This window comes from Bacillus sp. SIMBA_074 (assembly GCF_046534555.1).
Lineage (GTDB): Bacteria > Bacillota > Bacilli > Bacillales > Bacillaceae_G > Bacillus_A > Bacillus_A mycoides.
Map to the genome: position 1 here is coordinate 1 of NZ_JAWRYM010000831.1, position 256 is coordinate 256.

1 protein-coding gene is annotated in these 256 nt (G+C 44.1%); it reads right to left on the bottom strand.

The window, feature by feature from the left end; genetic code table 11:
* A partial coding sequence (locus SB773_RS33080; protein ID WP_410594663.1) for a S1 RNA-binding domain-containing protein occupies nt 1–243 on the bottom strand: 243 nt, incomplete at its 3' end.
* Nucleotides 244–256: the final 13 nt, after the last annotated feature.

A 256-nucleotide genomic window follows, 5' to 3' on the forward strand; every position in this document is an offset into this window, starting at 1 on the left:
CTCTTCCTTCTGGTCATTGAGCTTGATTACTTTCACTTCAAACGTATCGCCTACAGCTACTTCATCGGAAACCTTCTCAACATGGAGGGGAGAAAGCTCACTAATTGGGATTAGTCCATCGTATTTGTAACCCACATCAACCACCGCTTGTTTGTCTTCTACCTTTGTAACAGTCGCTTTTACTACATCCCCTACCGAAACAGTTGTTGCATCGGTTAAGCTTACGTTCGTCTCTTCCATCATCCTAAAGACCTCC